The sequence below is a fragment of the Rhodococcus sp. NPDC019050 genome, assembly GCF_055664235.1.
This window is the reverse complement of sequence record NZ_JBVOON010000018.1, coordinates 1-24,755: the sequence shown is the minus strand read 5'-3', so window position 1 is coordinate 24,755 and position 24,755 is coordinate 1. Positions and strand designations below refer to the sequence as shown.

At 67.8% G+C, this 24,755-nt stretch carries 21 protein-coding genes and 2 tRNA genes; 16 read left to right on the top strand and 7 right to left on the bottom strand.

Features of this window, described 5'->3' with window-relative positions; translation table 11 throughout:
- Nucleotides 1–24: 24 nt before the first annotated feature.
- Nucleotides 25–2,058, top strand: coding sequence for a bifunctional copper resistance protein CopD/cytochrome c oxidase assembly protein (locus AC0B44_RS17480; protein ID WP_471904086.1), 2,034 nt, complete (start codon nucleotides 25–27; stop codon nucleotides 2,056–2,058).
- Between the two features lie 22 nt (nucleotides 2,059–2,080).
- Here AC0B44_RS17480 and AC0B44_RS17475 read toward each other — a convergent pair whose 3' ends face one another.
- Nucleotides 2,081–2,926 (bottom strand): tryptophan-rich sensory protein, encoded by an 846-nt coding sequence (locus AC0B44_RS17475; protein WP_471904085.1) that lies wholly within the window; start codon nucleotides 2,924–2,926, stop codon nucleotides 2,081–2,083.
- 150 nt (nucleotides 2,927–3,076) lie between these two features.
- Between AC0B44_RS17475 and AC0B44_RS17470 the strand changes: the two genes are divergently transcribed.
- The 6 genes from AC0B44_RS17470 (at nucleotide 3,077) to AC0B44_RS17445 (ending at nucleotide 12,463) form a co-directional block, all read left to right on the top strand.
- Complete coding sequence (locus AC0B44_RS17470) at nucleotides 3,077–4,189, top strand: alpha/beta hydrolase family protein (protein WP_471904145.1); 1,113 nt, start codon at nucleotides 3,077–3,079, stop codon at nucleotides 4,187–4,189.
- 73 nt (nucleotides 4,190–4,262) lie between these two features.
- Nucleotides 4,263–5,936 carry an energy-dependent translational throttle protein EttA gene (gene ettA / locus AC0B44_RS17465; RefSeq protein ID WP_169620458.1) on the top strand — a complete coding sequence of 558 codons (1,674 nt, stop codon included), beginning with the start codon at nucleotides 4,263–4,265 and terminating at the stop codon, nucleotides 5,934–5,936.
- A 100-nt stretch (nucleotides 5,937–6,036) separates the two neighbouring features.
- A complete protein-coding gene (locus AC0B44_RS17460; RefSeq protein WP_471904144.1) occupies nucleotides 6,037–6,411 on the top strand; it encodes an acyl-CoA thioesterase in 375 nt (124 codons plus the stop codon).
- Between the two features lie 102 nt (nucleotides 6,412–6,513).
- Entirely contained in the window at nucleotides 6,514–11,322 is a 4,809-nt protein-coding gene (locus AC0B44_RS17455; protein ID WP_471904084.1) for an NAD-glutamate dehydrogenase, read from the top strand.
- A gap of 45 nt (nucleotides 11,323–11,367) precedes the next feature.
- Nucleotides 11,368–11,760, top strand: a complete 393-nt coding sequence (locus tag AC0B44_RS17450; RefSeq protein ID WP_471904143.1) for an acyl-CoA thioesterase — start codon at nucleotides 11,368–11,370, stop codon at nucleotides 11,758–11,760.
- Between the two features lie 40 nt (nucleotides 11,761–11,800).
- Nucleotides 11,801–12,463, top strand: a complete 663-nt coding sequence (locus AC0B44_RS17445) for a DUF8185 domain-containing protein (RefSeq protein ID WP_471904142.1) — start codon at nucleotides 11,801–11,803, stop codon at nucleotides 12,461–12,463.
- Nucleotides 12,464–12,467: 4 nt separating this feature from the next.
- On the opposite strand, the gene AC0B44_RS17440 is transcribed toward AC0B44_RS17445, so the two are convergent.
- Entirely contained in the window at nucleotides 12,468–14,075 is a 1,608-nt protein-coding gene (locus AC0B44_RS17440) for a glycoside hydrolase family 13 protein (protein ID WP_471904083.1), read from the bottom strand.
- Nucleotides 14,076–14,166: 91 nt separating this feature from the next.
- Between AC0B44_RS17440 and AC0B44_RS17435 the strand changes: the two genes are divergently transcribed.
- The gene (locus AC0B44_RS17435; protein WP_471904082.1) at nucleotides 14,167–14,589 is read left to right on the top strand and encodes a cupin domain-containing protein; all 423 of its coding nucleotides are present in this window, start codon (nucleotides 14,167–14,169) and stop codon (nucleotides 14,587–14,589) included.
- 18 nt (nucleotides 14,590–14,607) lie between these two features.
- Here AC0B44_RS17435 and AC0B44_RS17430 read toward each other — a convergent pair whose 3' ends face one another.
- The gene (locus tag AC0B44_RS17430) at nucleotides 14,608–15,000 is read right to left on the bottom strand and encodes a globin (RefSeq protein ID WP_363740373.1); all 393 of its coding nucleotides are present in this window, start codon (nucleotides 14,998–15,000) and stop codon (nucleotides 14,608–14,610) included.
- 183 nt (nucleotides 15,001–15,183) lie between these two features.
- Here AC0B44_RS17430 and AC0B44_RS17425 point away from each other — a divergent pair, with 183 nt between their 5' ends.
- The 3 genes from AC0B44_RS17425 to AC0B44_RS17415 all read left to right on the top strand — a co-directional run bounded on the left by AC0B44_RS17425 (nucleotide 15,184) and on the right by AC0B44_RS17415 (nucleotide 16,600).
- Nucleotides 15,184–15,810, top strand: a complete 627-nt coding sequence (locus tag AC0B44_RS17425; RefSeq protein WP_471904081.1) for an HNH endonuclease — start codon at nucleotides 15,184–15,186, stop codon at nucleotides 15,808–15,810.
- Between the two features lie 63 nt (nucleotides 15,811–15,873).
- Nucleotides 15,874–16,140 carry an aa3-type cytochrome oxidase subunit CtaJ gene (ctaJ, locus tag AC0B44_RS17420; RefSeq protein WP_471904080.1) on the top strand — a complete coding sequence of 89 codons (267 nt, stop codon included), beginning with the start codon at nucleotides 15,874–15,876 and terminating at the stop codon, nucleotides 16,138–16,140.
- Nucleotides 16,127–16,600, top strand: coding sequence for a DUF5130 family protein (locus AC0B44_RS17415; RefSeq protein ID WP_471904079.1), 474 nt, complete (start codon nucleotides 16,127–16,129; stop codon nucleotides 16,598–16,600). Before ctaJ ends, AC0B44_RS17415 begins: the two co-directional genes overlap by 14 nt.
- A gap of 145 nt (nucleotides 16,601–16,745) precedes the next feature.
- Here AC0B44_RS17415 and pepN read toward each other — a convergent pair whose 3' ends face one another.
- Nucleotides 16,746–19,328, bottom strand: a complete 2,583-nt coding sequence (gene pepN / locus AC0B44_RS17410; protein WP_471904078.1) for an aminopeptidase N — start codon at nucleotides 19,326–19,328, stop codon at nucleotides 16,746–16,748.
- A 217-nt stretch (nucleotides 19,329–19,545) separates the two neighbouring features.
- Here pepN and AC0B44_RS17405 point away from each other — a divergent pair, with 217 nt between their 5' ends.
- The 3 genes from AC0B44_RS17405 (at nucleotide 19,546) to AC0B44_RS17395 (ending at nucleotide 21,547) form a co-directional block, all read left to right on the top strand.
- Nucleotides 19,546–20,172: a mycothiol-dependent nitroreductase Rv2466c family protein gene (locus tag AC0B44_RS17405; protein ID WP_471904077.1), complete on the top strand. Its 627-nt coding sequence runs from the start codon at nucleotides 19,546–19,548 to the stop codon at nucleotides 20,170–20,172.
- Nucleotides 20,173–20,266: 94 nt separating this feature from the next.
- The gene (locus AC0B44_RS17400; RefSeq protein ID WP_471904076.1) at nucleotides 20,267–20,746 is read left to right on the top strand and encodes a ribose-5-phosphate isomerase; all 480 of its coding nucleotides are present in this window, start codon (nucleotides 20,267–20,269) and stop codon (nucleotides 20,744–20,746) included.
- A 3-nt stretch (nucleotides 20,747–20,749) separates the two neighbouring features.
- Entirely contained in the window at nucleotides 20,750–21,547 is a 798-nt protein-coding gene (locus AC0B44_RS17395; protein ID WP_471904075.1) for an Fpg/Nei family DNA glycosylase, read from the top strand.
- Here AC0B44_RS17395 and AC0B44_RS17390 read toward each other — a convergent pair.
- The 3 genes from AC0B44_RS17390 to AC0B44_RS17380 all read right to left on the bottom strand — a co-directional run bounded on the left by AC0B44_RS17390 (nucleotide 21,535) and on the right by AC0B44_RS17380 (nucleotide 22,932).
- Entirely contained in the window at nucleotides 21,535–21,852 is a 318-nt protein-coding gene (locus AC0B44_RS17390; RefSeq protein ID WP_471904074.1) for a WS/DGAT domain-containing protein, read from the bottom strand. The genes AC0B44_RS17395 and AC0B44_RS17390 overlap by 13 nt on opposite strands.
- Before the next feature lie 86 nt (nucleotides 21,853–21,938).
- Nucleotides 21,939–22,703 (bottom strand): wax ester/triacylglycerol synthase domain-containing protein, encoded by a 765-nt coding sequence (locus AC0B44_RS17385; RefSeq protein WP_471904073.1) that lies wholly within the window; start codon nucleotides 22,701–22,703, stop codon nucleotides 21,939–21,941.
- Nucleotides 22,704–22,858: 155 nt separating this feature from the next.
- Nucleotides 22,859–22,932: transfer RNA gene (locus AC0B44_RS17380), tRNA-Gly, on the bottom strand.
- 140 nt (nucleotides 22,933–23,072) lie between these two features.
- Here AC0B44_RS17380 and AC0B44_RS17375 point away from each other — a divergent pair.
- Both AC0B44_RS17375 and tig read left to right on the top strand, forming a co-directional pair.
- A tRNA-Pro gene (locus tag AC0B44_RS17375) sits at nucleotides 23,073–23,149 on the top strand.
- A gap of 75 nt (nucleotides 23,150–23,224) precedes the next feature.
- A complete protein-coding gene (gene tig / locus AC0B44_RS17370; RefSeq protein ID WP_471904072.1) occupies nucleotides 23,225–24,607 on the top strand; it encodes a trigger factor in 1,383 nt (460 codons plus the stop codon).
- Nucleotides 24,608–24,755 lie beyond the last annotated feature (148 nt).

Sequence of the window (24,755 nt, the reverse complement as noted above, 5' to 3'; positions counted from 1 at the left end):
CGTGAAGGTTCTACCCTGGTACGCATGGCAGCACCCGAGCTAGCGTCCACGGCGCAGCCCTCCGCGCCCGCGTCCGGACGCGGGAACCCGTCGGTTTTGTTCGTCCTCTTCGGCATCCTCGCCGCCATCGTCGCGGCACTGATCGTCGGCGCGTCCGCCGCGCAGGCGCTGGTGCTGCTCGGCATCCCGGACCCGGGGGCCCTGACCACCTACGGTCTGCCCGCGGTTCGCGCGGTGTCCGAGATCGCGACGGTGATCACGATCGGTTCGCTGTTCTTCGCGGCGTTCTTGGTGCCGCCGCAGAAGAACGGTGTGCTCGAGGTCGGGGGATACCGCGCGGTTCGGACGGCCGGTATCGCAGCCGTCGTGTGGGCCGCGACGGCCGCGCTGATGGTGCCGCTGACGTTGTCGGACACCTCCGGTGCTTCGTTCGCCGAAGCCCTCCGCCCCGAGAACCTGTTCGGAGCGCTCGGGCAGGTGGAGACCGCGCTGGCCTGGGCCTGGACGACGGTGCTCGCCCTGATCACCGCGTTGCTGATCCGCATGGCGGTGCGCTGGTCGTGGGTGCCCTACCTGCTTCTGCTCTCCCTGGTGGCGCTGATGCCGGTCGCGCTGACGGGCCACTCGTCGTCGGGTGGTTCGCACGACCTCGCGACCAACAGTCTCGTGCTGCACCTCGTGGCCGCCTCGGTCTGGGCCGGTGGCCTCTTCGCACTGCTCGCGCACTCGTGGCGCGGCGGTGAGCACACCGACGTCGCGGCCCGCAGATTCTCCTTCGTGGCCGGTCTCGCGTTCGTGGTCATGGCGCTGACCGGCGTCATCAACGCGGCGGTGCGGGTCTCGTTCGACGACCTGACGACGACCACCTACGGCAGAGTCCTGATCGCGAAGATCGTGGCGCTGATCCTGCTCGGCGTGTTCGGGTGGATGCAGCGGCGCCGCGCGCTCCCGGCGCTCGAAGCCGACCCGAACAGCAGGGGTGCCCTCGTCCGCTTTGCCGCCGTCGAGGCCTTCGTCCTGGCGGCAACCGTGGGACTCGCCGTGGGCCTGGGCCGCACTCCGCCGCCCGCTCCGGACGCTGTGCCGACGGTCCAGGAAGTGGCGCTCGGCTACAACCTCGAGGTGCCGCCGTCGTTCGCCAACCTGTTCTTCGGGCAGTGGCGATTCGACCTCATCTTCGGCACCCTCGCGATCGTCCTGGCCGTCGCCTACGCCATCGGTCTGTGGACGCTGCGCAAGCGCGGTGACGCCTGGCCGGTGGGCCGGAGCATCGCGTGGTTCTCGGGTTGCTTCGTGCTCCTGGTCGCCACGTCGTCGGGTGTCGGCATGTATTCCGCCGCGATGTTCAGCGTGCACATGGGCGCGCACATGGCCATGTCGATGCTCGCGCCGGTGCTCCTGGCACTCGGCGGTGCGATGACCCTCGCGCTGCGCGCGTTCAAGCCGGCCGGCCGCAATGCTCCTCCGGGACCACGCGAGTGGATCCTCGAGTTCCTGCACAGCCCGCCGTCACGGTTCTTCACCCATCCGATCGTCGCGTCGGTGATGTTCGTCGGCGGCTTCTACGCCCTGTACCTCGGTGGCATCTTCGAGACGTTCGCCGACAGCCACACCGCGCACGTGCTGATGAATCTCCACTTCCTGATGAGCGGCTATCTCTTCTACTGGGTCGTGATCGGTGTCGATCCGTCGCCACGCGACCTGCAGCCGGTCACGAAACTCGGCATGGTCTTCGGCTCGCTGCCGTTCCACGCGTTCTTCGGCGTCACCCTCATGAGCATGGGCACGGTGATGGCCGAGTCGTACTACCGCGGTCTCGGGTTGCCGTGGAACTACGACTTGTTCGAGGACCAGAAGGTCGGCGGAAGTATCGCGTGGTCGGCCGGGGAGATCCCGCTCGTGCTCGTCATGCTCGCGTTGCTCGTGCAGTGGTCGCGCAGCGATACGCGAACTGCGCGCCGGGTAGACCGGGCCGCGGATCGGGACGAGGACGCCGATCTGGCCGCGCACAACGCGATGTTCGCGGAGTTGGCACGCCGAGACCAGGAAGCGCGCTAGCGGAAGCGCCCTCGCTTCGGGGTCACGCGCGGTTTCGCGTGCGTGTCCGCTCGGTGGCGAGTCGCACCGCAATCGCGGCCACGACTGCAACGACCGCGGCGACTGTCGCCGCAACCGCCGCAGGCGTCGAGTTCCAGCCGTCGTCGGCGGTGCGGCCGACCGCGATCCAGCCCAGACCCCAGGCCATCGCCGCGGCAACCGCGAGTCGCCCGTGCCCGGCGAACGCGACCACCACCGACACCGCAGCGACCACGGCGAGGATCACCACGGCCCACACGTCGGCGCCCCACCCGAACGGATCGATGTCCGCGGAGTTCAGGGCTGCCGCGGTGTTGGCGACCGTCGCGACCGCGACCCACCCCAGGTAGACGAACATCGTGCCGTCGACGACGACGGCCTCGAGACGGCTCGACGGAGCAGTTGCCGTGAGTCCGAGGAATACGCGCACCAGGACCACCAGCAGTGCGGCGATCACCACAACGCTGAGGCCGACCTGGTCGAGCTGGATCGCCCCGATCCACAGCGCGTTGAGCAGCATGGGCGCGGCGATCCACCAGCCGAGAGCGCGTTGCCGCGGGTCGGTGTGATGGGCGGGCAGCAACTGCCATACGGCGAGGGCGATCAGGCCGACGTAGATCAGCGTCCAGATCGAGAACGCGGCACCGCCGGGGGCAACGGCGGTCGCATCCGACGCGAGGGCTCCGCCTGCCGCTTCGGCGACCGGGGTCCCGGCGACGGCGCCGGATCCGAGGAACGAACCCGCGACGGCGATCACCGCGCTCACCGCCACCGTGACGACGCGCGCGACATCCCGTCCGGTCCTGGCCCCGACGGCAGGAGTGGAAGGTGAGAAGGAATGTGAGGTCATGCACACTGGTTGCCCGGCGCGGCGCTCACCCAATCGGGATCTGCCGGGATCCGATCTTCGATACCGGATGCCCGGTTTGCACGTATGGTGCTGCCTGTGACTGCGCGCAGGGGGACGGACGAGAAGCCATCGCACGGACGTACGGGGAGTGTGGTCGCGGGTTTTCTCGCGTGCCTTCTTGCCGTCGGAGCGCCCGTTGCCGTCTCCGGCACCGCGCACGCCCAGCCGGCGCCCGGCTCTGTGGTGTCGGAAGCACCGCTCGCCGCCGGATTGTCGCTGCCCGGCGCAGCCTCGGCCCGTGCGCTCTCGTACACGACGCAGTGGCGCTCGGGTGAGTCGACGACCGCCACGGGGGTGGTGTTCGTTCCCTCCGGCGCAGCGCCGGAGGGCGGGCGTCCCGTCGTCGCGTGGGCACACGGCACGACGGGCCTCGCCGACGACTGCGCACCGTCGCGCAACCCGCGCAGCGAGCGCGACACCGCCTATCTCGAGCACTGGCTCTCCCAGGGCTATGCCGTCGTCGCGGCCGACTATCCGGGCCTCGGGTCCGACGGCCTGCATCGGTACCTCGACGGACAGAGTGCGGCGAACAGCATCGTCGATCTCGTGCGCGCTGCGCGTGCCGTCGACCCGTCGCTGTCGGAGCACTGGACGGTCGTCGGCCAGTCGCAAGGCGGGCATGCGGCCCTGCACACCGCGCGCACGGCCACAGCCCGCGCGCCCGAACTCGACTTCCGCGGAACGGTCACGACAGGTGCGCCGTCGAATCTCGAACTGGTCTTCCCGATCGGTTTCCCCGAGTTTCCCGATCTGCCCCTCGACGGGCTCACGGCGTTCGGCGCCTACATCTTCGCCGGGTTGCGCGAGGCGAACCCCGGGCTGGACCTCGACGGGTACCTCAGCGAACTCGGGCGCGAGGTCGTCGATACCGCGGGCTCGCTCTGCTACGACGAGATGCTCGAGCGCTACACCGGCGTGGGGATCGGGGACCTGCTCGCCCGGCCGCTCGGCGACGACAAGTTCCCGGCCGCTCTCGCCGACTACCTGGGCGTTCCGGTGAACGGTTACGACCGGCCGCTGTTTCTCGCGCAAGGTCTGAACGACCGGGTCGTGCCGGCGCCGCTGAGTGTCAAACTCGTCGCGGACCTGTGGGCCGGGGGAGCGCAGCCCCGTTTCGCCACCTATCCCACGGGACATTCGGAGACGATGGCCGCGTCGCTTCCGGACACCACACCGTTCGTCGCGGAGTTGTTTGCGCGCTGACTCGGGCGCCCCGGTTCGGGGGTAGGACGCGCAGGATGTGGGTTATCCCGCCCAGGCGGATACGCTGGTCGCCATGGCGGAGTTCATATACACGATGAAGAAGGTGCGCAAGGCGCACGGTGACAAGGTCATCCTCGATGACGTCACCATGAGCTTCTACCCGGGCGCGAAGATCGGCGTCGTGGGACCCAACGGCGCGGGTAAGTCGTCGATCCTCAAGATCATGGCGGGCTTGGATCAGCCCAGCAACGGTGAGGCGTTCCTCGATCCCGATGCGACGGTCGGCATCCTCTTGCAGGAGCCCCCGCTCAACGAGGAGAAGACGGTCAAGCAGAACGTCGAGGAGGGCCTCGGCGACATCAAGGTCAAGCTCGACCGGTTCAACGAGATCGCCGAGTTGATGGCGACCGATTACTCGGACGAACTGATGGAAGAGATGGGCGTCCTCCAGGAGGAGCTCGATCACGCCAACGCGTGGGATCTCGACTCGCAGCTCGAACAGGCGATGGACGCGCTGCGCTGCCCGCCGCCGGACGAGCCCGTCACCCACCTCTCCGGTGGTGAGCGCCGCCGTGTCGCGCTGTGCAAGCTGCTGCTGAGCAAGCCGGACCTGCTGCTCCTCGACGAGCCCACCAACCACCTCGACGCCGAGTCGGTGCTGTGGCTCGAGCAGTTCCTGGCGTCGTACCCCGGCGCCGTCCTGGCCGTGACCCACGACCGGTACTTCCTCGACCACGTCGCGCAGTGGATCTGTGAGGTCGACCGCGGCAAGCTGCACCCGTACGAGGGCAACTACTCGACGTACCTGGAGAAGAAGGCCGAGCGCCTCGAGGTGCAGGGCAAGAAGGACCAGAAGCTGCAGAAGCGCCTCAAGGAGGAGCTCGAGTGGGTTCGGTCCGGCTCCAAGGCACGGCAGACGAAGTCCAAGGCACGCCTGGGCCGTTACGAGGAGATGGCGGCGGAAGCCGAGAAGCACCGCAAGCTCGATTTCGAAGAGATCCAGATCCCGACGCCTCCGCGTCTGGGCAACGTCGTCGTGGAGGTCGAGCACCTCGACAAGGGTTTCGACGGCCGCGTGCTCATCAAGGACCTCTCGTTCACGTTGCCGCGAAACGGCATCGTCGGCGTGATCGGCCCCAACGGTGTCGGTAAGACCACGCTGTTCAAGACCATCGTCGGTCTCGAGGAGCCGGATTCGGGCACCGTCAAGGTGGGCGACACCGTCAAACTGAGCTACGTCGACCAGAACCGGTCCAACATCGACCCCACCAAGAACGTGTGGGAGGTCGTGTCGGGCGGCATGGACTACATCGAGGTCGGGCAGAACGAGATGCCGTCGCGCGCGTACGTCAGTGCGTTCGGTTTCAAGGGACCGGATCAGCAGAAGAAGGCCGGCGTGCTCTCCGGTGGTGAGCGCAACCGGCTGAACCTCGCGCTGACCCTCAAAGAGGGCGGCAACCTGATCCTGCTCGACGAACCGACCAACGACCTCGACGTCGAGACCCTGAGTTCGCTCGAGAACGCACTGCAGCAGTTCCCGGGCTGTGCCGTCGTGATCTCGCACGACCGCTGGTTCCTCGACCGCACCTGTACCCACATCCTCGCGTGGGAGGGCAACGTCGAAGAGGGCAAGTGGTTCTGGTTCGAGGGCAACTTCGAGGCGTACGAAGCCAACAAGGTCGAGCGCCTCGGTGCGGATGCGGCACGTCCGCACCGCGTCACCCACCGGAAGCTCACCCGTGACTGATCGGCTCGACACGCATTCGAACGGAACCGGCGCGAACGGGTTCGCGCCGGACGATCTCGGGACGAGCGGCGGCGGTGAGCCGTTCCGCTGTTCGCTCGAGGTGCGCTGGGCCGATTCGGATCGTCTCGGTCACGTGAACAACACCAAAGTTGTCGAGTACATGCAGGAAGCACGGATCAAGTTCCTGCTCGCCAGCCTCTCGGCACGCGGCGCCGTCGCGGTCCGCAAGATGGACGTGGAGTTCCTGCGCCCCATCAAGGACGCCTCGGGGCCGCTCGGCGCGGAGATCGTGGTGTTGCATATCGGCACCACGTCCTTCACGCTCCGGCACACGATCCTCGACCGGAACGGGGTGGTGTGTGCGCACGGGGACGCGGTCCTCGTCGGGTTCGACGTCCACACCGATCGTTCGAGGCCGCTGACCGACCCCGAACGTGAGGTGCTTGACCGGTATCGGGTCACAGCGGCGCGCTGACCGCCGCGTGTTCCCCCCATCCTGTGGCGCCGCGGATAGGCTCGATCTCGAGCCCGTCCGCGGCGCTCGGTGTATCCGACTAGCAGGCAGGGAGCGGTATTGATGACGGATTCGACTGCATCGCAACTGGATTCGTCGTTCGTGGCGATTCTCGTGCATGCCTACGAGCAGTCCGGCGAGGAAATCGGCGAACCCGCCGAGGTCGCCGCCGCCCAGCTCGAACTGGGCCGCGACCGCGTGCCCGGCACCGCAGCCATCCGTGTCCATGCGCCGGGTGACGGGGCGCTCGGCTCGACCGCCCAGATCGTCACCGACGACATGCCCCTCCTCGTCGAAGCGGTGCTCGCGTTCTTCGCCCGGCTCGGAGTGACCGTCGACGCGGTCGTCCATCCCGAGTTCTCGGTGCTGCGCGACGACTCCGGCGTGCTGCTCGAACTGTCCCTCGGAAACCGGCCGCGCGACGACGAGAGCGCTGCGGTCCGGGTCGCCGAGTCCTGGATGCATGTGCAGTTCGCCGTAGGGGCGGACGGTCCCACGGCCGACACGATCGAGGACGGCCTCCGGCATGCGCTGGCCGACGTCCGGCAGGTGGTCTCCGACACGGACCCCATGCTGGCCCTGCAACACGACCTTGCCTCCGAACTGGATGCGCTCGCGCTCGCGCCCCCGCCGCAGTACACCGCGACGGTTCTCACCGAGACCGCGGACCTGTTGCGCTGGCTCGGGCGGGGGCACTTCGCGATGCTCGGGTACCGGCGTTACGACTTCGTCGACCCGGAAGGCTCGGGTGTTCTCCGGTCGCGACCCGTGCCCGGCAGCGGCTTGGGGGTGCTGCGCACCGCGGACTCCGACATCGACCTGCTCGACCTGCCGCCCGGCAAACGACCCGACCGTCGTCCACTGCTCGTGCTGACCCAGGGAGCGCTGCCCACGACCGTGCACCGCACGGTGTATCCGTACTTCGTGGGGGTCGCGGTTCTCGACGCCGAGGGCAGCGTCGTCGGCGAACACCGATTCCTCGGCGTGCTCACGGTGACGGCACTCCACGACAACATTCTCGACATCCCGCTGATCTCGCGGAGAGCGCGCTCGGTGATCGCCCGTGCCGACGTCGACCTCACGTCGTACTCCGGGCAGGCGATGCTCGAGATCATGCAGACCATCCCGCGGGCCGAACTGTTCTCGATGGACACCGCGACCCTCTACGAGACGGTCTCGTCGGTGGTCGACATCCGCAGGCAGGTCCGGTTGTTCGTGCGGGTCGACACGCACGGCAGATACGTTTCGTGCCTCGTGTACCTGCCGCGCGACCGGTATACGACGAAGGTGCGCATCGCGATGCAGGAGATCCTGCTGCGCGAATACGGCGGCGGGGTCCTCGATTACACCGCCCGTGTGTCCGAAGGCGAACTCGCGCTGCTGCACGTCACCATCCGGTTCCCCGGACATGGCCGGCGTGAGATCGACACGTCCGACGAGAACCGGGCCCGGATCCAAGCGCTGCTCGCGGAGACCAGTCGCAACTGGGCGGATCGCCTCTCCGAGGCGGCCGCCGATGATCCCCGAGTGGACGCGGCGCTGGTGCAGCGATACGCCGATGCCGTCCCCGAGGCCTACAAAGAGGATTTCCCGTCCGACCGTGCGCTGTCCGATCTGGTCCTGCTCGACAGGCTGGGGGCAGGTGAGATCGAGACGCGGCTCGACCGGCCCGACCCCTCGGAGCCCCGAACATGGCGCTTCACCCTGTACGTGGGCGACGAGGCCGTCAACCTCGGCCGGGTGCTTCCCGTGCTGCAGAGCCTCGGCGTCCAGGTCATCGACGAACGTCCCTACCGAGTGCCCAGATCCGACGGAATGGTCTGCTGGATCTACGATTTCGGCCTCGAGGTGCCGAGCGATCTCGACCCCGGCCTGCTCGATACCGACCCGACGCTGGCGCAGCGGTTCACCGACATGTTCGTCGTCGCGTGGGGCGGTGACTCCGAGACCGACAGGTTCAACGAACTGGTGCTGCGCGCGGGACTGGCGTGGCGCCAGGCGGTGATGCTCCGGGCGTACACGAAGTACCTTCGCCAGAGCGGCTTCCCCTACAGCCAGCACAACATCGAAGGCGTACTGCTCGACCACCCGGACATCACGGTCCTGCTCGTCGGTCTTTTCGAAGCGCGATTCGATCCGGACGTGGCGTCGTCCGAGCGTGAAGACCGGATCAGGGGCGAACTCGCGTCGAAGATCGAGGCTGTCACCGGACTGGTCGCCGACCGGATCCTGCGCGCACTCTTCTCTCTGATCCGCTCCACTCTGCGCACCAACTACTTCGTCCCGGGCGACGACGACGGAGCACGTGGCCGCGTCCTGTCGATGAAGCTCGACCCTGCCGGCATCCCCGAACTTCCGCAGCCGCGCCCGAAATTCGAAATCTTCGTCTACGCCCCCGACGTGGAGGGCGTGCACATGAGATACGGTGCCGTCGCCCGCGGTGGTCTGCGGTGGTCCGACCGCCGGGAGGATTACCGCACCGAGGTGCTCGGGCTCGTCAAAGCGCAGGCCGTGAAGAACGCCGTGATCGTGCCCGTGGGAGCGAAGGGCGGATTCGTCGTCAAGCACACGCCGCAGCCCACCGGTGACGTGGCTGCCGACCGGCAAGCGATACGTGCCCGCGGGGAACTGTGTTACCGCAGGTTCATCTCCGGACTGCTCGACGTGACCGACAACCTCGACACCTCCCGCACCGACGTGATTCCACCGCAGCGGGTCGTGCGTCACGACGGCGACGACACGTACCTCGTCGTCGCTGCGGACAAAGGTACCGCCTCGTTCTCCGACCTCGCGAATTCCGTTGCGGGCGAATACGATTTCTGGCTCGGGGACGCATTCGCGTCCGGTGGGTCGGCCGGATACGACCACAAGGAGATGGGCATCACCGCCCGCGGCGCATGGGAGAGCGTGAAGCGGCACTTCCGTGAGCTGGGGCTCGACACCCAATCGGAGAACTTCACGGTGGCCGGCATCGGTGACATGAGCGGCGACGTGTTCGGCAACGGGATGCTGCTCAGCGAACACATCCGGCTCGTCGCCGCGTTCGACCACCGCCACATCTTCCTCGATCCGGAACCGGATGCCGCCCGTTCGTTCGCCGAGCGGCGCCGGATCTTCGAACTGCCCCGATCGTCCTGGGCCGACTACGACCCGGCACTGATCGGCGAGGGCGGCGGGGTATGGGAACGGACACGCAAGTCGATCCCGGTCAGCGCGGAAGCCCGCCGCGTTCTCGGCCTCGGTGACGACGTCACCGAACTCACCCCGCCCGAACTGATCCAGGCGATCCTGCGTTCCCCCGTCGACCTGCTGTGGAACGGCGGTATCGGCACCTACATCAAGGCGACGACCGAGTCACACGCCGACGTGGGGGACAAGGGCAACGACGCGGTACGGGTCGACGGCGCGGACGTGCGGGCGCGCGTGGTCGGCGAAGGCGGCAACCTCGGGGTCACACAACGCGGCCGCATCGAGTACGCCCGTACCGGCGGAAAAATCAACACCGATGCGATCGACAACTCGGCCGGTGTGGATTGCTCCGACCACGAGGTCAACATCAAGATCCTGCTCGACTCGATGGTGACGGCCGGCGAACTCCGGGCCGAGGACCGAAATCCCTTGCTCGCCTCCATGACCGACGATGTCGCCGAACTCGTTCTCGCCGACAACATCGGTCAGAACAACGTCCTCGGCCTGGAGCGGGCCGCTGCGCCCGCGATGCTCGCCGTGCATCAGCGACTCCTCCGCACACTCGAAGCGGAACACGGCCTCGACCGCCGCCTCGACGCGCTGCCCGACGACACCGAAATCGCACGTCGGCTCGCCGCGGGGGAGGGGCTCACCTCACCCGAACTGTCGCAACTCCTCGCCCACGTCAAACTCGCCCTCGTCGACGAGTTGCTCGAGACCGACGTGCCCGACAGCGACACGTTCGCGTCGCGTCTGCCGGGCTACTTCCCCCCGGCACTCCGGGACCGGTTCGTCGCCGGGATCAAGGCGCACCCGCTCCGGCGGCAGATCGTCGCGACCATTCTTGCGAACGAGACTGTCGACAACGGCGGTATCTCCTTCGTCTTCCGGTTGACGGAGGAGACCGGCGCGTCGAGCACCGATGCGATCCGCGCGTACGCGGCGGTCACCGCGATCTTCGGGCTCCCCGCGATCTGGGACCGCGTCCGCAGCGAACGTCTGCCCACCGACGTGGAGGACGAGTTGCTCCTCGAGTCGCGGCGCGTTCTCGACCGCGCGTCGCGGCGACTGCTCTCGACGCGTCCGCAGCCACTCGCCGTCGGCGCCGAGATCAGCCGGTACCGCGACCGTTTCGCGCGGCTCGCACCACGGGTGAGGGAGTGGGCGCGGGGGCACCACGTCGAAGATCTCGCCCGCAGGACGGCGCCGGTACTCGAACGGGGCGCACCCGTCGAACCGACGGATGCGGTGTACTACCTCCTCGTCCAGTTCCCCCTTCTCGATGTGATCGACGCCGCGGACATCGTGGAGCGGGACGACGAGGAAGTCGCGGAACTGTACTACGCACTCGACGCGCATCTCGGTATCGATCGTCTGCTCAGCGCGGTGTCCGCGCTCGAAAAGGGCGACCGTTGGCACTCGCTGGCGCGCTTGGCAGTACGCGACGACCTGTACGCGTCGTTGATCGCCCTGGTGCTCGACGTGTTCGCCGGAGCGGAGCCGGGGGAGTCGACCGCGGAGATGATCGAGGACTGGGAACTGTCCAACGGGTCACGGCTCGTGCGCGCCAGGGCGGCGCTCGAGGAGATCTTCGCGTCTGGAAACCTGGACCTCGCCATCTTGTCGGTGGCGGCACGCCAGATCAGAAGCATGGTGCGCACGGGCGCATCCGATCGGAGGTAATCAGTGGGCAGCGTGGGGGAACAGTTCGGATTCCACACCGAGGTGATGGTGCGGTGGTCCGACATGGATGTCTTCCAGCACATCAACCACGCCCGGATGGTGACGTTGCTCGAAGAGGCGCGCATTCCCTGGCTCTTCGCGGACGGCCGGCCCACCCAGAGCCTGCGCGACGGCGCCGTGATCGCCGACCTCCACGTGCGGTACCGCCACCAGTTGCGCCACTCCGACGGCCCGCTCGACATCATGATGTGGACCGAGAAGGTGCGCGCGGTCGATTTCACCATCGGCTACGAGGTGCGTCCCGGTGGCGCTCCGGCCGACTCCGCTCCCGCGGTGGTGGCCTCCACGCAGATCGCCGCGTTCGACATCGATACCCAGCGCCTGCGGCGCCTCAGCGACGACGAACGCGAATTCTTGTTGCGGTGGCGACGTGACTGAACCGGTCGAAGGCCGAGACGGTGCCAGGCACCGGGAACGCCTGGTCCGTCTCGACACACCCGCCGACCGCACCGATCTCGCGACGTTCCTCACGCACGCACTGCGGTTGGACGACGCGGCGGTGGTACGGCTACGGCGCCGCGGTGACGGCCTGCTCGGCGTGTGGACGCCAACCGGTTTCGACGTCCTCGCGTCGCGTCTGGTGCGCGGGACCGTCGCGCCCGTCGACACCTGTGTTGCCGCCGACGGCCTGCGGGCCGCACTCGTCGGTGCCTCCGGACCGGACACCGAAGTCGATCCGGGATGGGCAATGGACTCGGCCTGGCGCGGCGCGCTGCCGCCCGAGGACGGTTTCACCCACGTCGACGACGTACCGGCCCGAGTGCTCGTCGAACTCGCACACCGCGGGGTCGCGCTGAGCCGCGAACACGGTGCGCAGGGGCCACCGGCGTCGTTGCTGGCACAGGAAGTGCTCGAAGTCAGCGGCGACGACATCACCGTGGGAGTGCCGATGCGCATGGTATTCGCGCTCGGCGCAATGGGATTCGTGCCCACGACGAGCAGGGACACCGGAGACCTCGAGGGCATCGATCCCACCGAGGTGGTGCGGGTTCGCGCCTCGACGACCTGGGTGCGGCTCGATGCGCGGTACGGATCGGTCCACCTGCGCCGCAGCGGAGGCCTCGGTCTGCGCGTGGTGTAGCCCGTCAGACGAGCCAGGCCGCACTGTCGGGCGCGAGATGCCCGTCCACGATCGGCGCGCTGGACAGCAGCACCGTGCCCGCAGGAAGCGTTACCGGTTCGGTGCCGGCGTTGAGCACGCACGTCAACCCTCCGGTACGCCGGAACGCCAGGCATCCGGGTGGGCTCTCGTACCAGCCGATCTCGTCTCCGCTGACCTCCGGACGTTCGTGCCGCAATGCGATCGCCTGCCGGTACAGCGACAGCATCGAGTCCGCGTCCGCGAGTTCGGCTTCGACGGTGAGCCCGGCCCACTTCTCGGGCTGCGGCAGCCACGGCCGCGGCGCGGCGGTGAATCCGAACGGTGGGGACGTGCCGTCCCACGGCATCGGCACGCGGCATCCGTCGCGGCCGCGGTCGGTGCGCCCCGAGCGTTCCCACACCGGGTCCTGCAGCACCTCGTCCGGGAGATCCACGTTCGGTAGCCCGAGTTCGGCCCCGTTGTAGACGAACGCCGCACCCGGTAGCGCCAACTCCACCAGGATCATGGCGCGGGCCCGGGCGAGGCCGCGCGCACCGCCTCCGTAGCGACTCACCTCCCGGTCCACGTCGTGGTTCGACAATGTCCAGGTCGGGGACGCCGGTGTGCCGGCGACAGCGGCGAAGCCCTTGCCGATCGCTTCCTTGATCTCGTTCGCATCCCAGCCGGCGAGAGTCAGGTGGAACTCGAAACCGAGGTGCAGCTCATCCGGTCGCAGATAGGCGGAGAACCGCTCGTGATCGCTGACCCAGATCTCACCGATCGTCACCGCGTGCGGATACTCGTCGAGCACTTCCCGGATAGCCCGGTGGATGGCATGGACTTCGGGGTTGTCGAAGCGGGGATCGGAGGCGGCATGTCCGAGGAGTTCGTTCTCCTCCCAGCCGTCGTGGTCGGCCAGGTCGGCGGGCTTGGCCATGCCGTGCGCGACGTCGATGCGGAACCCGTCCACGTGCCGGTCGTGCAGCCAGAACCGGAGAGTCTTCTCGAGGTCCTCGCCGACATCCGGGTCGGCCCAGTTCAGATCGGGTTGCTGCGAGGCGAACACGTGGAGGTACCACTGGCCCGGGGTGCCGTCGGGTTCGGTGACCCGGGTCCAGGCCGGACCTCCGAAGATGCTGGGCCAGTTGTTCGGCGGCTCGTCGCCGCCCGGGCCACGGCCGTCCCGGAAATGGAAACGGTTGCGTTCCGCGCTTCCCGGTGGCGAGGCGAGTGCTTCGTGGAACCAGGGATGTTCGCTGCTGACATGGTTCGGCACGAGGTCCATCACGACACGAATGCCCCGCGCGTGCGCTTCGCCGACCAACGCGTCGAAGGCGGCGACGTCACCGAAGAGAGGGTCGATGTCGCGGGGGTCGGACACGTCGTACCCGTGATCCGCCATCGGCGACCGCATCACGGGATTGAGCCAGAGCGCGTCGACTCCGAGGAGTTCGAGGTACCAGAGGTGGCTGCGGATTCCGGCGAGATCGCCGACCCCGTCTCCGTCCGAGTCGGCGAACGACCGCGGATACACCTGGTAGAACACCGCATCACGCCACCACGCCCGCGCAGGGACGGGGCCGGGGGTCGGCGCATCGCTGGGGCGGGCCACGGGTCACATCGTGACAGATGCCGGTGTGGGGGACAGGCCGAACCGCACGAGGAAATTCCTGTGACCGGGCACACGTGATAGGACAATCCCCATGAATAGGACATCGATGGTCGCCGTCTCGCTCGACGAGGTCGAGCTGCACGCCGACCCCATCGACCCGGAATGGATCCACGACGGAACCCCGGTCGCCCGCAGCGGTCAGTGGTCGACGGGAAGCGATCTGACGACGACCACGCACGTGTGGGACTGCACCGCGGGCCGCTTCACGTGGTACTTCGGGGTCGACGAAATCGTCCACATCGTCGAAGGCTCGGTCATCGTCAGCTCGGACGACGCCGATCCGCGGATACTGCGTGCCGGGGACGCGGCGCTGTTCCGGGCCGGGACCAGCGCCTTGTGGGAGGTGCCCGAGTACGTCCGCAAACACGCGATCCTGCACCGGGTCATGCCGGCGCCTCTGGTCTTCGCGCTCCGCGTCACCGGCAAGCTCCGCTCGCTGCTGCGCAGGCCGTAACCCCGCTGCCGGAAGGAGTTACACAGCCGAATTCATCATCGAGTCGGCCGCCATGTTCATGTAGTCGAGCAACTGGCGACGGTGAGCGTCGTCGAGCGTCTCCGAATCGATCGACGCAATCGCGGTGTGCATGCAGCGCAACCACGCGTCCCGCTCGAGCGGCCCGATGCGGAACGGGTGGTGCCGCATGCGCAACCGGGGGTGGCCGCGCTCGTCGGAGTAGGTGTGGGGGCCTCCCCAGTACTGCTCGAGGAACATCCGCATGCGCCGCTCGGCCGGGCCGAGATCTTCCTCCGGATACAGCGGCCGGACGATCTCGTCCGCGGCCACCTCCTCGTAGAAGCGCGCCGTGATCTTGCGAAACGTCTCGGCGCCGCCGACTGCGTCGTAGAAGGTCTGCTCGTCACTCATCGGTCTCTGCTCACCATCCCTCTCGGATGTCCATTGTGCCCGTTCCCATGGTGCATCCCCAGCGGACCGCCCACCCGGCGTGCCCGCACCGAAGTTCACCCGTCTGACCTCGATCTGTCGCCCGATTCGGGGTGCGATTCGGGACCATCCGTGATGCACTGTTTCCAGTCTTCCGGAGGTCGTATGAAGCACCGCAGCAGCGCACATCGACAACTTCCGCCCGCGGACGCCCCGAGGGGTGCGCCGGGGGCCGGCAACCTGCGCGTGGTGCACGACAGCACGGACGTGCCCGATTGGGTCAAGCGACGGGTGCTGCTGCTCAACGCCACCTACGAACCTCTCACGGCGTTGCCGGCCCGGCGCGCCGTCATCCTGATGGCCGGCGGTAAGACCGACACCGTCCACGACGACCCGCACGCCCCCTTCGTCCGGTCGGCCGAATGGTCGGTGCAATTGCCGTCGGTGATCCGCCTGCGAAGCTACGTCCGCGTGCCCTATCACGCACGAGTTCCCATGACCCGTGCTGCGCTCATGCACCGGGACGGGAACCGCTGTGCCTACTGCGGGGCGAAGGCCGAGACGATCGACCACGTGGTGCCCCGCAGTCGCGGCGGCGAGCACACGTGGGAGAACTGCGTCGCATGTTGCGCGTCGTGCAACCACAAGAAGGCCGACAAGATGCTCGCCGAACTCGGCTGGACCCTGCGCGCCGTGCTCACCCCGCCGAAGGGCCGGCACTGGCGCCTGCTCGCGACGCTCCCGGAGTTGCACCCCACCTGGTTGCCGTACCTGGGAGAGGGCGCCGCCTGACCGCACCGGCCCGAATCCGGGGCGTGTGCGGCCTTTCGCAGGTGACTGGGCTACCGTTTGCGTGTGAGCATTCTCGAGACAACCCTGATCTTCGTCGGCATCCCGCTGCTGATCATCTTGGTCTTCGCAGGTCTGTCCCTGCGCGGTCAGCGGTACCCGGGTCCCGTTCCGTCCGACAACCCGTACACGCTGGGCCAGAAGTGGGAACACGGACCGGTGCTGTGGACCGCGACGGACGAAGTCACGCGCCCCGGGCACAGCGCCCATCACGGACATGTCGCCGGTAACCCGGCGGATCTGATCGGAGGTACCGCAAGTGGCAAGTGGTGACGTGATCCACACCCCCGTTCGTTCGACGGAGACCCTTCCGTACGGTGCGGCTCTCACGGCGAGCGGCCGGATTTCGGGCACCCGCCCGCTCGGCGATCCGTTCGCCGGTCCGCCCTTCAAGGAAGCCGAGCTCATCCGGCTCGACGACACGCTGACCGACGCCATCCGGGCCACCCACGTGCGCTTCTCGGTGTACATCGGTGATGCCGCGAACCCGGCCGCCGAGACCGATGCGCTGTTCCCGACGACGCCCGACGCGGCGAACTCGGTGCTGCTCGCCGTGTACCCCAACCAGCGGGCCATCGAGATCCGTTCGGGTCGCGAAGCCGCCGACCGCGCCACCGATCGTGTCGTGCAGCTCGGCGTGACGGCCGCGATCCCGTCCTTCGGCCAGGGCAACCTGATCGACGGCATCACCAGTGCCGTCCGGGTTATGGCCAACGCGATCGCCGCCCCGTAGGTCCGGCGCTCCCGTAACTTCCGCGCGGTCCCGTAGTTCGACAGTCTCGTAGTTCGGCGGTCCGCCTCTGCAGTCCGCCACCGTGGCCCGGTGCCGCGTTCGGTTCGAACCGAGCGCGGCACCGGGCCACCGGCGTCTCAGACGGTCACGACGCGTCGAACGCGCGTGCCTTCAACGACCGCACGATCCCGGCGCGGCCCTCGACGATGAGACGGCGCAACGCGGGCGGATGATCGCCCGTGAGGAATTCGTCGGCCGCGGCGACGGCGTCCTCCGTGACGGCCCACGACGGGTACAGCCCGATCACGACGGTCTGGGCGACCTCGCTCGAGCGGCGCTCCCACACCTGCGGAACGTCGGCGAAGTACCGCGCGACAAACGGTTCGAGCAGCTCGCCCTGACCCAGCGGCGCGAAGCCGCCGATCACGGACCGGGCGGTGATGTTGGGGACCGTGTCGTCGTGCACGACGGTCTCCCAGACCTGCTCCTTCACCGCAGCCTGAGGCCGCGCGGCACGTGCCGCCGCTGCCTGCCGGGCGCCGGCAGCGGTGGGATCGCGGAGCGCCTCCGCGTCGATGAAAGGCGAGTCGAGGCCGTCGGCGTCGACCTCACCCGCTGCGGCGAGAGCATGGACGATCCGCCAGCGCAGATCCGTGTCGACGACGAGACCGTCGAGCCCCACCGACGCCGGGTCGGCGTCGAGCAGTTCCGCCAGCACCTCGGTGTGCCACGGCGAGAGTTGCGCGCCGCCGAGCGCGTTGACGAACGCGAGCTGGTGATCCGATCCACCCTCCGCCTCACGGGCGAGCTCGAGCAACCGGTTCGCGAAGTCCGGCCATCCCCGCTCGTTCGCCCAGGACGGCTCCGCGTAACTGCTCAGCGCGGTGGCCGCCTGCATCAGCAGGCGCTGCACGACACCGACCTCGGTTTCCGCGGCGATCCCGCGCTGCACGAGCGCCACGAAGTCGCGGGCCTTCAGTTCGGCCTGGCGGGTCATCTCCCACGCGGCCGACCACACGAGCGTGCGCGGCAGCGACTCGGTGATGTCACCGATGCGCTCGAGGACCGTCGACAACGACTCGTCGTCGAGGCGCACCGAGCAGTACGTCAGATCGTCGTCGTTGACGAGCACGAACTTGCCGCGAGGCACCCCGGCCAACTCCGGGACCTCGGTGCGCTCGGCAGCTTCGACGTCGATTTCGACGCGGTGCGTGCGGACGAGCTTGCCGGAGCCGTCGTCGTCGTACACACCGATCGCCAGGCGATGGACGCGGAACTCGCCGGCACCCGGCGCGGCGCCTTCCTGGACCACCGCGAAGCGCGTGAAGGTGCCGTCGTCGGCCACCTCGAAATCGGGTCGCAGGATGTTGAGGCCCGTGGTCTTGAGCCACTGGGCTCCCCAGTCGGACAGGTCGCGTCCGGAGGACTTCTCGAGCGCCGAGAGCAGGTCGTCGAACGTGGCATTGCCGTACGCGTGCTCGCGGAAGTAGTCACGCAGGCCCGCGAGGAACGGCTCCTGTCCCACGTACGCGACGAGTTGCTTGAGCACCGACGCGCCCTTGGCGTACGTGATGCCGTCGAAGTTGACCTCGACGGCGGCGAGATCGGGAATGTCCGCCGCGATCGGGTGCGTGGACGGCAGCTGATCCTGCCGGTACGCCCACGACTTCTCGACGTTCGCGAACGTCGTCCACGCGTTGGTGTACTCGGTGGCGGACGACTGGCACAGCACCGACGCGAACGTCGCGAAGGACTCGTTGAGCCACAGGTCGTCCCACCACCGCATGGTGACGAGGTCGCCGAACCACATGTGCGCCATCTCGTGCAGCACCGTTTCCGCGCGGCGTTCGTACGAGTAGCGGGTGACCTTGGACCGGAAGACGTAGTCCTCGAGGAACGTCACCGCGCCCGCGTTCTCCATTGCGCCGGCGTTGAACTCGGGTACGAACAGCTGGTCGTACTTACCGAACGCATACGGCACGCCGAAGTTGTCGTGGTAGAACGCGAAACCCTGTTTGGTCTCGGTGAAGAGGCGGTCGGCGTCCATGTGCTCGGCGAGCGAGGAACGGCAGTAGATGCCCAGCGGAATGGTGCCGTGCGCGTCGCTGTACTCGTCCGTCCACTGTGCGTACGGACCGGCGATCAGTGCGACGAGATAGGTGCTCATGCGGGGTGTCGTGCGGAAGATGTGCTGCCCCGGTTGCGCTGCGGCCGTATGCACCTCGGCGCCGTTGGAAATCACCTTCCAGCTCTCGGGCGCGGTCACGGAAACGTCGAACGTCGCCTTGAGGTCGGGCTGGTCGAAGCACGCGAACATCCGCTTGGCGTCGGCGGTTTCGAACTGCGAGTACAGATACACCGAGTCGTCGGCGGGGTCGACGAAGCGGTGCAGGCCCTCGCCGGTGTTGGTGTACAAGCATTCGGCGTCGACGACGAGTTCGTTCGTCGCGGCCAGGCCGGTCAGCGAGAGACCGGTGTCCTCCGTGTAGCCGGACACGTCCACGGGAGCGCCGTTGAGAGTGGCGGAGGTGATCGACTTCGCGATCAGGTCGATGAACGTCGACGCTCCTTCGGTGGCGTCGAAGCGCACGGTGGTGAGGGAGCGGAACGTCGTGGTGCCGGGCGCTCCGGCGCCGTCCGTCAGATCGAGTTCGATGCTGTAGTTGTCGACGGACAGCACGGCTGCGCGTTCGGCGGCCTGCTCGCGGGTCAGATTCGGTGGTGCCACAGAAAAGCTCCTTTTCACGACGGGATGCCGGTAGGCATCCATCCCACCATGATCGTCGGATGCCCACGGTCGGGACGTCGGAACCGTCGCTGCGACCGGCCGCCCCGATGGTGTTCGGGCCCGGCAGTGAGCCGGTTCGGGAAGAATCCGGAGCGACAGACTGTTGCACGCCGTATCCCGGCGACCGCCGAGTTCGGACCATTTTGAGGAGAGCTTCGTGAGCGACTCGACCAACCCCACCGGCAAGGACACCGCAGACTTCTGGTTCGACCCGCTGTGCCCGTGGTGCTGGATCACCTCCCGCTGGATCCTCGAGGTCACGAAGGTGCGCGACATCGACGCGCGGTTCCACGTGATGAGCCTGGCAGTGCTCAACGAGGGTCGCGATCTCCCCGAGGAGTACGCCGACCGGATGAAGCAGGCGTGGGGTCCGGTTCGGGTCGCCATCGCCGCGTCGCAGAAGTACGGCGACGACATCCTCCCGCCGCTCTACACCGCGATGGGCACCCGGATCCACAACGAGGGCAACCAGGACCTCGGCGCCGTCATCGTCGATGCGCTCGCCGAACTCGACCTGGACCCGTCGCTCGCCGAGGCCGCGACCGCAACCGAGTACGACGCGGCGCTGCGCGCAAGCCACTCCGCGGGCATGGATGCCGTGGGTGACGACGTGGGCACCCCGACCATCCACGTCAACGGTGTCGCCTTCTTCGGGCCTGTGCTGTCGAAGATTCCGCGCGGCGAAGAGGCCGGCAAGATGTGGGACGGTGTCGTCGCACTCGCGTCCTACCCGCACTTCTTCGAACTCAAGCGCAGCCGCAACGAGGACCCGTCCTTCGACTGACGCCGCCGGTACGGCCGCGCCCCGGACATCGGCGGAGTCCGGGGCGCCGGGCCGGGCGTCGTGAGGCTCGATGCGCACTCGTTAGACTCTGCTCATGCGCGTGTACCTGGGAGCCGACCATGCCGGTTTCGAACGTAAGAATCAGATCATCGAACACCTGACCGCGAACGGCCACGAGGCGATCGACTGCGGCGCCTTCGAGTACGACGCCCAGGACGACTACCCGGCGTTCTGCATCGAGGCGGCCCGCCGCACCGTCGCCGACGAGGGAAGCCTCGGCCTCGTCCTCGGTGGCAGCGGAAACGGCGAGCAGATCGCCGCGAACAAGGTTCCTGGCGCGCGTTGCGCGCTGGCGTGGAGCGTCGAGACCGCCACGCTTGCCCGTGAGCACAACAACGCCCAGCTCATCGGCATCGGCGGCCGGATGCACAGCCTCGAGGAAACCCTCGCCATCGTGGACGCGTTCCTGGCGGCCGAGTGGTCGAACGAAGAGCGTCACCAGCGGCGGATCGACATCCTCGCGGAGTACGAGAAGACCGGTACGGCTCCTGCCGTGCCGGGAGCACAGAACTGACCGATGCCCGAAGGACACATCCTGCACCGGCTCGCCCGGTTGCACACCGAGCGGTACTCGGGTGCGCCGGTGCGGGTGTCCAGCCCCCAGGGGCGCTTCGAGGACGGTGCCCGAGCGGTCGACGGGCGGGTTCTCGTCCACGCGGACGCGTTGGGGAAACATCTGTTCCACCATTACGACGGCGGTCTCGCCGTGCACGTCCATCTCGGCATCTACGGAGCCTTCACCGACACGGAACTGCCGCTCGGTGAACCGGTCGGGCAGGTCCGGATGCGGATGATCGGGGCGCGACATGGCAGCGACCTTCGCGGACCCGCCGCCTGCGAGGTGTTCACCGAAGGTGAAGTCGAGACCGTCGAATCGCGACTCGGCCCCGATCCGCTGCGCCCCGACGCGGACCCCGAACGCGCGTGGGCGCGAATGAGCCGCTCCCGCAGCCCGATCGGGTCGTTGCTGATGGACCAATCCGTGATCGCCGGGGTCGGCAACGTCTATCGCGCGGAAGTGTTGTTCCGCCACAACATTCACCCGAATCGGGCAGGGCGCAACCTCACGCGCGCCGAATTCGACGCGCTGTGGGCCGATCTCGTCGAACTCATGGAGATCGGAGCGCAGCGCGGGCGAATGCACGTCGTGCGTGCCGAACACGACCTCGGGATGCCGTCGTACGCAAAGGATCGGCCCCGCACCTACGTGTACCGCCGCACCGGTGAAGCGTGCCGTGTGTGCGGAACGCCGGTGCTGCACAAGGTGATGGGCGCGCGGAACCTGTTCTGGTGCCCGACCTGTCAGCCCGACTGAACGACGATCTCGTCGGCGCCGGGATCGTCGGTGACCCCGACGACGGCGGCGATTCCGCTGCGCAGACATGCGTCGAACACGTCTCGATCCGGCACGGCATCGGCGTCGACGGTGACCCCGATCCAGCATCCCGTCCGATACGACATCAGGGTGGCGTTGAACGCGGCGCCGTGGGTGGGCCCGAAACCGTAGTAGCGCTCGACCTTCGCGCCACCGATGTAGAGCGGCGCGTTCGATCCGGGGAGCGTGGTGGTGAACACGTCCTGCGGGCCGAAGAGTGCGTCGTCGTTCGCCAGCGTGGTCACCGGTTCTCCGCGCTGGGCCCGTAGATCGGGCGGTCGTGTCCCGGCAGATTCGGTCGAGCCCGTGCGATGTGTCTCGATCCGTCTCATCAGTTCGTCCGGATCGTCGGCGCCGTCGGCCAGCGGAACCCTGAGCGGCTCGGCCGGTCCGGACGGAATTGCGGCGCGCAGTCCGTCCACCTTCCGGCCGTGGCGGCGCCGGTAGTCGGCGCCCCGAGCAGCATCGCGGCGACGAACGCGCTCTCGAGTCCACAGCCTGCCCGGTCGGCCGCGGCACGAAAGTCCGTGAGGGGAACGTCGAGAACGTGGAGGCGGCACGCGGAGCGCCCGGGTGCATGCTCCGGTTCTGCGTCCCCGTCGGGTTCTCCGCGCAGTGAATTCACGAGCGAGGTGGCGATCCGGGTGAGTCCGCGGGTGGTCGATCGTGCCCACGAGGGGACGAGATCGCCCGGCCCGTCGCCGGCAGGCGCGAGGTGATGCAACCGGATCACCAGTGCCGACTGCCCACCCGTCAGCAGCGTCAGCCGCCACAGCGGGTGCCGCAGACCGGGTGCCGGGGGAGCGGTACGCGCGTAGTCGAGCACGTCGGCGAAGGTTGCCGGTGTGGGTAAGGACACACGATCGAGTTGCCACGGCGGATCCGAATCGGGGTCTCCGGACCACCGGGGAGGTTGCAGGCCGAACGGCACGTCGACGCTCCGGTGGCGAAAGGCCGGCGACTCCTGATTTCCCGGCGCCAGCATCCCGGTCACCCGCTCCCAGTCGGGTCCGGCATCGAGCGCGACGACCGCCACCACGACAGAACGCGGCACTCCGTTTCCGGTGGTTTCGCCGCGCTCGGGTACATCCGTCACAAGGGGGACGTTCTCACAGGAAACGACCTGGGGGACCGGCTTGGACGGCACTTTGTGGATTCGAGTCGAAAAGGTGATCAGGGACCGGTGGCCGTAAAGCCGGTGGCCGGAACGAGAAACGCCCGCCGACCTGGGGGTCGGCGGGCGTCCCGCTGTGGAGGGGATGACGGGAATCGAACCCGCGTAGCCAGTTTGGAAGACTGGGGCTCTACCATTGAGCTACATCCCCGTTGCCGCAACTTTCACCGTTTTCGCGGTGTCCGCTCCGTGCAGGATGAGACTGTACCGAACCTCGCTTTGGATTTCATAATCGGGGGGCCGTAGGATTCTGCTGCGGGTCCCCAGGGATGCTCTAGGGGTAGCCGGTGACGGGATGTGGCGCAGCTTGGTAGCGCATCCGCTTTGGGAGCGGAGGGTCGCAGGTTCGAATCCTGTCATCCCGACCAGATCGAACGGCGTCAGCGCGCTCAGTAGTGAACACGAACGACCGACCAGACAGCACGACAGAAGGAGCATGTCCCGTGAAGAGCACCGTCGAGCAGCTGAGCCCGACGCGAGTCCGTATCAACGTTGAGGTGCCCTTCGAGGAACTCCAGCCTGATTTCGACCGCGCCTTCCAGTCCCTCGCAGGACAGGTGCGCATCCCGGGCTTCCGTCCGGGCAAGGCACCCCGCAAGATCCTCGAGGCCCGTGTCGGTCGCGGCGCCGTGCTCGAGCAGGTCGTCAACGAGGCCATCCAGACCCGTTACAACGAGGCTGTGACCACGAACGAGGTCAAGGTCCTGGGCCAGCCCGAGATCGACGTCACCAAGCTTGAGGACAACGTGGAGCTCGTCTTCAACGCCGAGGTCGACGTGCGTCCCGAGATCACCCTCCCGGACTTCTCCGAGATCGCCGTCACCGTCGATCCGGTCGAGATCACCGACGAGGACATCGACGAGCAGCTGCTCTCGCTGCGTCAGCGTTTCGGCACCCTCACGGGCGTCGAGCGTCCCGTGCAGAACGGCGACTTCGTCTCCATCGACCTGTCGGCCACCGTCGACGGCGTCGAGGTCACCGAGGCGGCCACCGAGGGACTGTCGCACGAGGTCGGTTCCGGCCAGCTCATCGACGGCCTCGACGACGCCATCATCGGCACGTCGGCCGGCGAGTCGAAGGACTTCAACTCCACGCTCCTCGCGGGCGAGTTCGCCGGCAAGGAAGCCGTCGTCACCGTCAAGGTCAACTCGGTCAAGGAGCGCGAGCTTCCCGAGGCCGACGACGACTTCGCGCAGCTTGCGAGCGAGTTCGACACCATCGACGAGCTGACCGCCGACCTGCGTGAGCGTGTCGAGCGCGTCAAGAAGGTCGAGCAGGCCGGTCAGATCCGCGACAAGGTTCTCGAGGTTCTCCTCGACACCGTCGAGATCCCGCTGCCCGACGCGGTCGTGCAGGCCGAGGTCGACAGCGCCGTTCACGACGCGATCCACGAGCTCGACCACGACGAAGCCCAGCTCGACAAGCTGCTCGAAGCTCAGGGTTCGAGCCGTGAGGAGTTCGACAAGGAGGCTCGCGAGTCCGCCGAGCGTTCCGTGAAGACCCAGCTGCTGCTGGACGCGATCGCCGAGGCCGAGGGCACCACGGTCGAGCAGCAGGAGCTCACCGAGCGGATCTTCTTCCAGGCTCAGCGCTACGGCATCCCGCCGGAGCAGTTCATCCAGCAGATCAGCCAGGCCAACCAGCTCGGCGCGGTCTTCGCCGACGTGCGTCGCGGCAAGGCCCTCGGTTCGGTGGTCGATCGCGTGACCGTCACCGACACCACCGGGGCGACCGTCGACACGAGCGAGCTGTTCGGCACCAAGAACGACGACGCGGATGCCGAGGATTCGGCTGCCGAGAGCACCGAGGACTCGGCCTCCGAGTAGTCGGGTTTTTTCCGCTTTGAGCGAAGAGGGGCGGCCCCGGGCCACCGGGGCCGCCCCACATCGTTAGTGTCAGTGTCAGCAATCCCCGCTTGACGAGCAGGCAGGTACCCCTGACGCATCAGAATACCGCGACAAACAACGGTCCGAC

What these genes read in the sequence shown, in the direction of transcription:
- AC0B44_RS17480 (WP_471904086.1), top strand. Translation starts at nt 25, where the DNA reads ATGGCAGCACCCGAGCTAGCGTCCACGGCGCAGCCCTCCGCGCCCGCG.
- AC0B44_RS17475 (WP_471904085.1), bottom strand. Translation starts at nt 2,926, where the DNA reads ATGACCTCACATTCCTTCTCACCTTCCACTCCTGCCGTCGGGGCCAGG.
- ettA (WP_169620458.1), top strand. Translation starts at nt 4,263, where the DNA reads ATGGCGGAGTTCATATACACGATGAAGAAGGTGCGCAAGGCGCACGGT.
- AC0B44_RS17455 (WP_471904084.1), top strand. Translation starts at nt 6,514, where the DNA reads ATGACGGATTCGACTGCATCGCAACTGGATTCGTCGTTCGTGGCGATT.
- AC0B44_RS17450 (WP_471904143.1), top strand. Translation starts at nt 11,368, where the DNA reads ATGGTGCGGTGGTCCGACATGGATGTCTTCCAGCACATCAACCACGCC.
- AC0B44_RS17435 (WP_471904082.1), top strand. Translation starts at nt 14,167, where the DNA reads ATGAATAGGACATCGATGGTCGCCGTCTCGCTCGACGAGGTCGAGCTG.
- AC0B44_RS17430 (WP_363740373.1), bottom strand. Translation starts at nt 15,000, where the DNA reads ATGAGTGACGAGCAGACCTTCTACGACGCAGTCGGCGGCGCCGAGACG.
- AC0B44_RS17425 (WP_471904081.1), top strand. Translation starts at nt 15,184, where the DNA reads ATGAAGCACCGCAGCAGCGCACATCGACAACTTCCGCCCGCGGACGCC.
- AC0B44_RS17400 (WP_471904076.1), top strand. Translation starts at nt 20,267, where the DNA reads ATGCGCGTGTACCTGGGAGCCGACCATGCCGGTTTCGAACGTAAGAAT.
- AC0B44_RS17395 (WP_471904075.1), top strand. Translation starts at nt 20,750, where the DNA reads ATGCCCGAAGGACACATCCTGCACCGGCTCGCCCGGTTGCACACCGAG.